The sequence below is a fragment of the Roseomonas sp. 18066 genome (assembly GCF_902706185.1).
Taxonomy (GTDB): domain Bacteria; phylum Pseudomonadota; class Alphaproteobacteria; order Acetobacterales; family Acetobacteraceae; genus Pseudoroseomonas.
Map to the genome: position 1 here is coordinate 1 of NZ_CACSJM010000221.1, position 7,561 is coordinate 7,561.

A 7,561-nucleotide genomic window follows, 5' to 3' on the forward strand; every position below is an offset into this window, starting at 1 on the left:
CGCCGCCGCCGTCAGCGCCGTGCCCAGCAGCGGCGCCAGCCCCGGGCCCAGCGCCACCATCAGGTTCATCGTCGCCAGCCGCTGCGCCGCCTCCGACAGGGCCGAGCCGTCGCGCACGATGGCCCGCCCCAGCACCAGCCCGGCGCAGCCGCCCAGCGCCTGGAACAGCCGCGCCGCGATCAGCGATGTCGCGTCCGGCGCCAGGGCCGCGGCCAGGCCTGCCGTGGTGTAGAGGAAAAGCCCGGCCAGCAGCACCGGGCGGCGGCCATAGCGGTCCGACAGCGGGCCATAGACCAGCTGCCCGACGGCCAGCCCGGCGATGTAGAAGCTGATGGTCAGCTGCAGCGAGCCCGGGCTCGCCCCCAGCGCCGCCGCCGCCTGCGGCAAGGCGGGGACGAAGACATGCATCGCCAGCGTGCCGCTGAAGGTGATCAGCGCCAGCAGCCAGAGCGGCGCGCGCGGGGGCGGCGCCGGCTCGGCCGCGCCGCTCACCCTTCCCGCTCCGCCAGCGCCGCCAGGATTTTCTCCAGCACCGCCTCGGCGGCTTCCAGCTCGGCGTCGCCGACCCCGGCCAGCACCGCGCCGCGCACCTCGGCCGAGGTCGCTTCGACCTGCGCCACCAGCGCCTGGCCGGTGGCGGTCAGGAAGATCGCCTTGGCGCGGCGGTCATCGGGGTCCTCGCGCCGCTCGATCAGGCCGGCCGATTGCAGCGCGTCCAGCAGCCGCACCACCGTCGAGCTGTCGAGCGCCAGCGAGGCCGCCAGCGCCTTCTGCCGCATCGGCTGCGGCGCCCGCGCCAGATGCAGCATCGGCAGCCAGGTGGCCTCGGTCAGGCCATAGGCCTGCAGCCGCTGGTCCACCGCCCGCCGCCAGTGCCGCGCGACCTGCCCGAGCAGCCGGCCGAAGACCTCGCGCCGTTGCGCCGCATCCACCATCTGCCCCTCCGCAGCCGGAAAGATGTGGCAGCATTAATTGGCGATGCACCTAATGTCGAGACGTGTCTGCGCCGCCTCCTCCAGCAGCCAGCCGCGCAGCGCCGCGATCCCCGCCTCCTGCGCCCGGCTGGCGGGGAACAGGAAGAAGTATTCGCCGGCGCTGGCAATGCGGGCGGTGCTGGCGGTCACCAGCGCGCCCGGCATCGGCAGGCCGGCGGCGGGCAGCAGCACATCCGGCACCAGCGCCACCCCCTGGCCGCGCCGCGCGGCCTCCAGCGCCATGAAGAAATGCCCGAAGGAGGGCTGCCCCGGCAGCATGGCGCCGCCCCACGCCCCCTGGGCGCGCAGCCAGTCCGGCCAGGCATGCCGCCGCGTCGAGGTATGGAGCAACGGCATTCCTGCGAGCTCCGCCGCCGTCACGGGGGCGCCGCCCGGCAGCAGCTCGGCCCGGCAGACCGGCACCAGCACGTCGGGGAACAGCGGCTCGGCCACCAGCCCGGCCCAGCTCGCCACCATCTGCAGCTCGATCCGTGGCGCCCGGGCGGGATAGCGCCGCCCCGGCAGCGGCCCGACGCGGATCGCCACGTCGAGCTCCCCCGGCGCCAGCGCCGCCGGCGCGATCGAGGACAGCAGCCGCAGCTCCAGCTCCGGATGCCGCTTGGCGAAGCGGTCCAGCCGCGGCATCAGCCAGGCCGAGGTGATGGTCGGCAGCGCCCCCAGCACCAGCCGCTGCGGCCCCGCCCCGCGCAGCCGGGCGGCGCCGTCCTCGAGCAGGCCGAAGGCATCCTCGGCCAGGCGCGCCATCGCCTGCCCGGCCTCGGTCAGCGCCACCCGCCGCGTCATCCGGTGGAACACCGGCCGGCCCAGCCAGTCCTCCAGCGCCCGCACCTGCCGGCTGACCGCGCCCTGCGTCACCCCGAGCTCCTCCGCCGCGGCGCTGAAGGACAGCAGCCGCGCCGCCGCCTCGAAGCCGCGCAGCGCATGCAGGGGGGGCAGGGTCCGCCGGGCCATGCATGAGCCTAGCGCATGCATCGGCGGCGGGGAATTCGGTTGTCGGGCGCCGGCCGACCGGCTTCCATCGGGCCCATGCCGAAGCAGAACCGTCCCCCCCTCCGCATCGCCATCGCCGGCCTGGGCGCGGTGGGCCTGGCCGTCGCCCGCGCCCTCGACGCCGGCATCCCCGGCTGCCGGCTGGTCGCCGTCTCCGCCCGCGACCGCGAGAGCGCCACGGCGCGCCTGGCCGGGCTGCGGCAGCCGGTGCCGGTGCTGGCCATCGAGGCGCTCGAGCCGCTGGCCGACCTGGTCGTCGAATGCGCCCCCGCGGCCCTGCTGCCCGCCATCGCCGAGCCCTTCCTGCGCGCCGGCAAGACCGTGCTGGTGCTGAGCGCCGGCGCCCTGCTGCAGCACGAGCACCTGATCGCCCTGGCCCGCGCGGAAGACGCCCAGATCATCGTCCCCACCGGCGCCCTGCTCGGCCTCGACGCCGTGGTGGCCGCGGCCGAAGGCGAGATCACCGCCGTCCGCATGATCACCCGCAAGCCGGTGCGCGGCCTGGTCGGCGCGCCCTATCTGCTGGAGAATAACATCAGCATCGAGGCGATCCGCGCGCCGCTGCGGATCTTCCAGGGCACGCCGCGCGACGCGGCGGTGGGCTTCCCGGCCAATCTGAACGTCGCCGTCGCCCTGTCGCTGGCCGGGATCGGGCCGGACCGCACCACGCTGGAAATCTGGGCCGACCCGGCGCTGACCCGCAACACCCACCGGATCGAGGTGGAATCGGACTCGGCCTTCCTGTCGATGGCCATCGAGAACATCCCGTCGGAAAATCCCAAGACCGGGAAGATCACGGCGCTCTCGGTCATCGCCTGCCTGCGCAAGCTGCGGGCGCCGCTGCGGGTAGGGACGTAGACCAGTCGGGGGGAATGCATTCCCCCCCGGCCCCCCTTCTTTTCTTTCTGTCGGTTTCCGGGCGGGCCTGCGGGCACGCCCCACGAAAAACGCCCGTCACGGCCACACCACGCAAAAGGCCGGATCAACGACAATGCTTCGCCGAACCCTGATGACCGCCGCGCTGGCGGCGCCCGCCATCGCCCGCGCCCAGTCCTGGCCCACCGCGCCGGTGCGCCTGCTGGTGCCCTTCTCCGCCGGCGGCCCGACCGATCTGCCGGCGCGGCTGATCGCCGACGAACTGTCGAAAAGCTTCGGCCAGCGCTTCGTCGTCGAGAACCGCACCGGCTCCGGCGTCATCGTCGCCAGCGACGCGGTGGCCAAGGCGCCGAAGGACGGCCAGACCCTGCTCTACACCACGGTCGGCCACGCCGTCGCCCGCGCGCTCTTCCCGCACCTGCCCTTCGACCCGGTCGCCGACTTCCAGCCGGTCGCCCATATCGGCCGCATCCACAACGTGGTCATGGTCAACAAGGACCTGCCGGCGACCACCCTGCCGGAGCTGCTGGCGCTGTTCCGCGCCAGCCCGGGCAGGTTCAACTACGCCAGCAACGGCAATGGCGGCTCCATCCACCTGGCGACAGAGCTGCTGCTGTCGATGGCCGGCGGGCTGGAGGTGACGCATGTGGCTTATCGCGGCTCCACCGCCGCCATGCCCGACCTGCTGAGCGGCCATGTCGCGATGATGCTCGATGTCATCTCCAGCGGCCTGCCCTTTATCCAGAAGGGCGAGACCCGCGGCCTGGCGGTCACCTCGGCGCAGCGCTCGCCGCTGTTCCCGGACCTGCCGACCGTCGCCGAGACCATCCCGGGCTATGAGAGCTTCACCTGGCACATGGTCCTGGCGCCCGCCGGCACGCCGCCGGCCACCGTCGCCCTGCTGAACGCCGCCATCAACAGGGTCGTCGCCGATCCACGCCACAAGGCGACGCTGCAGGGCCAGGGCATGGAGGTGGTGAGCGACAGCACCCCCGCCAGCAGCGCCGCCTTCCTGCGCGCCGAGATCGCCAAGTGGGAAGCGGTGATCAGCCGGGCGGGCATCAAGGCGAGCTGAGCGCCGGCCCGCGAACCGGCCGGCCCCGGAGCCGGGGACCGGCCGGCAGTCTCAGGCCCTCACCGCATCGGCAGCGGGTAGTGCAGCCCGCCCTTGTTCCACAGCTCGTTGACGCCGCGCGCCAGGCCGATCGCGGTCTTCGGGCCCATGTGGCGCTCGTAGATCTCCGAGTAGTTGCCGACCGCCTTGACCACGTTCACCACCCAGGCCGGCGAGATCTTCAGCGCCTGTCCCAGCTCCGGCGTCGCGCCCAGCAGGCGGCGGGTGTCGGGGTTGGTGCTCTCCTTCGCCATCTGCTCGGCATTGGCCGCGGTCACGCCGCGCTCCTCCGCCTCGAACAGCGCGTTGACATACCAGCGCACCAGGTCGAACCACTCGTCGTCGCCGCGCCGCACATAGGGGCCGTAGGGCTCCTTCGAGAAGCGCTCGGCCAGGATGGTCCATTCGGCCGGGTTCGGCATCGACGACCGGCTGGCCGCCAGCTGCGAGGCGTCGGTGCCGAAGCTGTCGCAGCGCCCGGCCTGCAGCGCGGCGATGGCCTGGTCGGTGCGCTCGAACAGGATCGGCGTGAACTGCAGCTTCTGCGTGCGGAAATAATCGGCGGTGACCAGCTCGTTGGTGGTGCCGGTGACCAGGCAGATCGTCGCCCCGCCCATTTCGGACGCCTTGGTGACGCCGCCATTGGCCTTCACCATGAAGCCGTGCCCGTCATAGAAATACGGGGTGATGGCGCGCAGCCCCAGCGTCACGTCGCGCATCATGGTGTGCGTGCTGGTGCGGAACAGCACGTCGATCTCGCCCGAGTTCAGCGCGGTGAAGCGGGTGGACGAGCTCAGCGGCTGGAACCGCACCTTCGACGCGTCGTTGAACAGCGCGACCGCCAGCCCGCGGCACAGATCGGCATCCAGCCCCTGCCAGTTGCCGCGCGCATCCGGCAGCGCGAAGCCCGGGATGCCGGTATGGATGCCGCAGACCAGCTGGCCGCGCGCCTTGATCGCGTCCAGCGTGGCCCCGGCCTGCGCCGGCTGCGACACGCCGAACCAGGTGGCCATCGCCGCGACGGTGGCCAGGATGGTGCGCTTCAGCATGGTCGAGAGCTTCCCTGTCGTTCTTCTCACGCGAAGGTGCGGAATAGGGGGCTTGATCGTCAAGCCTGCCCTGGCCGGGTTTTTCGCGCGGCGATGCAGCATGCCGCGCAAGCGGGAGGCACGCTGCCTGCGCGGCGGTCGTTTCGCGGCCTCCCATGGCAGGCACCCCCGGTGGGCTTTCCCGGTGGGCTTTCCCGGTGGGCCCTCCCGGTGGGTCCTTCCGGCGGGCTTTCCCGGCGGGTCGGCCCGTGGCATCGGTGGCGTCGCGGGCCGGGGCGGGGCATGCTGTGGCGCATCAGACCCGCAGGATTGCCGCCATGCCGACCCGCCTCGCCCAGCTCACGACCCCGGCCCTGGTCCTCGACGAGGCGCGGATGCTGCGCAACGTCACCCGGCTGGAGCGCCATCTGCAGCCGCTCGGCGTCGCCATCCGGCCGCATCTGAAGACGGTGAAGTCGGTCGAGGCCGCCCGCCGCATCCTGGGCAGCCCGCGCGGCCCTGCCACCGTCTCGACGTTGAAGGAGGCGGAGGAATTCGCCGCCGCCGGCTTCACCGACCTGCTCTACGGGGTCGGCATCGCCCCCTCGAAGCTGCCGCGGGTGCTGGCCCTGCGCGCCGCCGGCTGCGACCTGGCGCTGGTGCTCGACAGCCTCGGCCAGGCCGAGGCGGTGGCCGCCGCCGCCCGCCAGGCGGGCGACGCCATCCCGGTGCTGATCGAGATCGATTCCGACGGCCACCGCTCCGGCCTCGACCCCGCCGATGCGCGCGTCGTCGCCATCGGCCGCGTCCTGCACGAGGGCGGCGCCACGCTGCGCGGCGTCGTCACCCATGCCGGCGAAAGCTACGGCGTCTCGGGCGCCGCGGCGCTGGCCGATTTCGCCGAGCGCGAGCGGCTGGCCGCGGTCACCGCCGCCGAAGCGCTGCGCGCGGCGGGGCTGCCCTGCCCGGTGGTCAGCGTCGGCGCCACCCCCACCGCGCATTTCGCCCGCGACCTCGCCGGTGTCACCGAGGTGCGCGCCGGCGTCTATGTCTTCTTCGACCTGGTCATGGCCGGCATCGGCGTCTGCACGCCGGACGACATCGCTGTTTCAGTGCTGGCCACGGTGATCGGCCACCAGGCCGAGCGCGGCTGGATCATGGTGGATGCCGGCTGGATGGCGATGTCGCGCGACCGCGGCACGGCGGTGCAGGCGGTCGACCAGTTCTACGGCCTGGTCTGCGACATCGACGGCCGCCCCTATCCCGATCTCATCCTGAAGGCGGCGAACCAGGAGCATGGCATCGTCGCGCTGCGCCCCGGCAGCGACGCCAGCCTGCCCGAGCTGCCGCTCGGCGCCATGCTGCGCATCCTGCCCAACCATGCCTGCGCCACCTCGGCCCAGTTCGAGGGCTACGAGGTGCTGCCCGCCGACGGCACCCCGCTGACCCACTGGCCCCGCTTCCGCGGCTGGTGATTTTTTCGGTTGTTCCGGCCTCGGTGGGCCGGAACGGGCGGGGGCGCATGGCCAAGCTTGCAGGCGGCGCCGGCCGGGCGCTTGATGGCATCATCCTGCCCGGAGACATCGTCATGCCGTCACTGACCCGCCGCGCCCTGCTGGGTGGCGCCGCGCTGCTCGCCCTGTCCGCCTCGCCGCTGGCCCGCGCCTTCGCGCAGCAGCCGGCCAGCCCCGCCGCGGGCACCCCCGTCCGCCTGCGCGGCCGCATCACCGGCGTCGAGGGCGCCGCCCTGCGCATCGCCACCCGCGAGGGCACCACCGCCGAGGTGGTGCTGGCCGAGAACGCGACCGTCTCCGCCCTGCGCCGCGTGGCGTTCGCCGACATCACCGCCGGCACCTCGGTCGGCGCCGTCGCCGAGCCGGGCACCGATGGCGAGCTGAAGGCCGTGGCGATCACCGTGCTGCCGCCGGGGATGCGCATCACCGAGCGCCAGGTGGCCTGGGACCTGTCGCCCGGCACCTCGATGAATGACGGCCCGGTCGAGGCGGTGGTGGAAAGCGCGGCCGGCCGCGACCTGCGCCTGACCATCCAGGGCAAGTCGGTGCTGCTGCGGGTGACGCCGGAGACGCCGCTGCTGATGCCGATCCCGGCCAGCCGCGCCGACCTGGTCGCCGGCGCCGCGGTCTTCATCAACGCCATGCAGGGCGCCGACGGCAAGATCTCCACCGCCCGCGTCACCGTCGGCAAGGACGGCGTCGACCCGGCGATCTGACGCGCCGGCTCCCGCGCTATCGCCGGGCGAAGCCGCGCCCGGCGAGCAGCGCGGCCAGGCCCGGCGCCAGGGCGAAGGCCGCGAACAGCACCACCGCGGCGCGGCGGGCGCCCTCGGCCCCGCCGGGCTCGCCCAGCCCCGCCGCATTGGCCAGCAGCCCCGCCATCGCCGCGCCGATGGCGATGCCATAGAGCTGGATGGTGGTGATGGCGGCCGAGGCCGTGTCGCCCTCGTCCACCGGCGCCAGGGTCAGGATGCGGGTCAGCAGATGCGGCCAGCAGATCCCCACCCCCGCCCCGGTCAGCGCCAGCGCCAGGCCCCACAGCGC

At 73.5% G+C, this 7,561-nt stretch carries 9 protein-coding genes; 4 read left to right on the top strand and 5 right to left on the bottom strand.

Annotated features, from left to right (window positions below):
• From GVN67_RS27130 to GVN67_RS27140, 3 genes are all read right to left on the bottom strand, one after another.
• The coding region (locus GVN67_RS27130) for an MFS transporter (protein ID WP_160000435.1) at positions 1-492 on the bottom strand (492 nt) is incomplete at its 3' end.
• Positions 489-935, bottom strand: coding sequence for a MarR family winged helix-turn-helix transcriptional regulator (locus tag GVN67_RS27135; RefSeq protein WP_160000436.1), 447 nt, complete (start codon positions 933-935; stop codon positions 489-491). The genes GVN67_RS27130 and GVN67_RS27135, both read right to left, overlap by 4 nt.
• A 33-nt stretch (positions 936-968) precedes the next feature.
• Positions 969-1,946 (bottom strand): LysR substrate-binding domain-containing protein, encoded by a 978-nt coding sequence (locus tag GVN67_RS27140; RefSeq protein ID WP_160000437.1) that lies wholly within the window; start codon positions 1,944-1,946, stop codon positions 969-971.
• Between the two features lie 75 nt (positions 1,947-2,021).
• On the opposite strand from GVN67_RS27140, the gene GVN67_RS27145 reads away from it, so the two are divergent.
• On the top strand, positions 2,022-2,843 hold the full coding sequence (locus GVN67_RS27145; protein ID WP_160000438.1) for an aspartate dehydrogenase: 822 nt from the start codon (positions 2,022-2,024) through the stop codon (positions 2,841-2,843).
• Between the two features lie 133 nt (positions 2,844-2,976).
• The gene (locus GVN67_RS27150; RefSeq protein WP_160000439.1) at positions 2,977-3,936 is read left to right on the top strand and encodes a tripartite tricarboxylate transporter substrate binding protein; all 960 of its coding nucleotides are present in this window, start codon (positions 2,977-2,979) and stop codon (positions 3,934-3,936) included.
• Positions 3,937-3,995: 59 nt separating this feature from the next.
• Here the strand turns inward: GVN67_RS27150 and GVN67_RS27155 are convergent, their stop codons facing one another.
• Entirely contained in the window at positions 3,996-5,024 is a 1,029-nt protein-coding gene (locus GVN67_RS27155; protein ID WP_160000440.1) for an amino acid ABC transporter substrate-binding protein, read from the bottom strand.
• A 317-nt stretch (positions 5,025-5,341) separates the two neighbouring features.
• Between GVN67_RS27155 and GVN67_RS27160 the strand changes: the two genes are divergently transcribed.
• Positions 5,342-6,478, top strand: a complete 1,137-nt coding sequence (locus GVN67_RS27160; RefSeq protein ID WP_160000441.1) for a DSD1 family PLP-dependent enzyme — start codon at positions 5,342-5,344, stop codon at positions 6,476-6,478.
• A 47-nt stretch (positions 6,479-6,525) separates the two neighbouring features.
• A complete protein-coding gene (locus GVN67_RS27165; RefSeq protein ID WP_160000442.1) occupies positions 6,526-7,233 on the top strand; it encodes a hypothetical protein in 708 nt (235 codons plus the stop codon).
• A gap of 16 nt (positions 7,234-7,249) precedes the next feature.
• Here the strand turns inward: GVN67_RS27165 and GVN67_RS27170 are convergent.
• The coding region (locus GVN67_RS27170; RefSeq protein WP_200845413.1) for a hypothetical protein at positions 7,250-7,561 on the bottom strand (312 nt) is incomplete at its 5' end.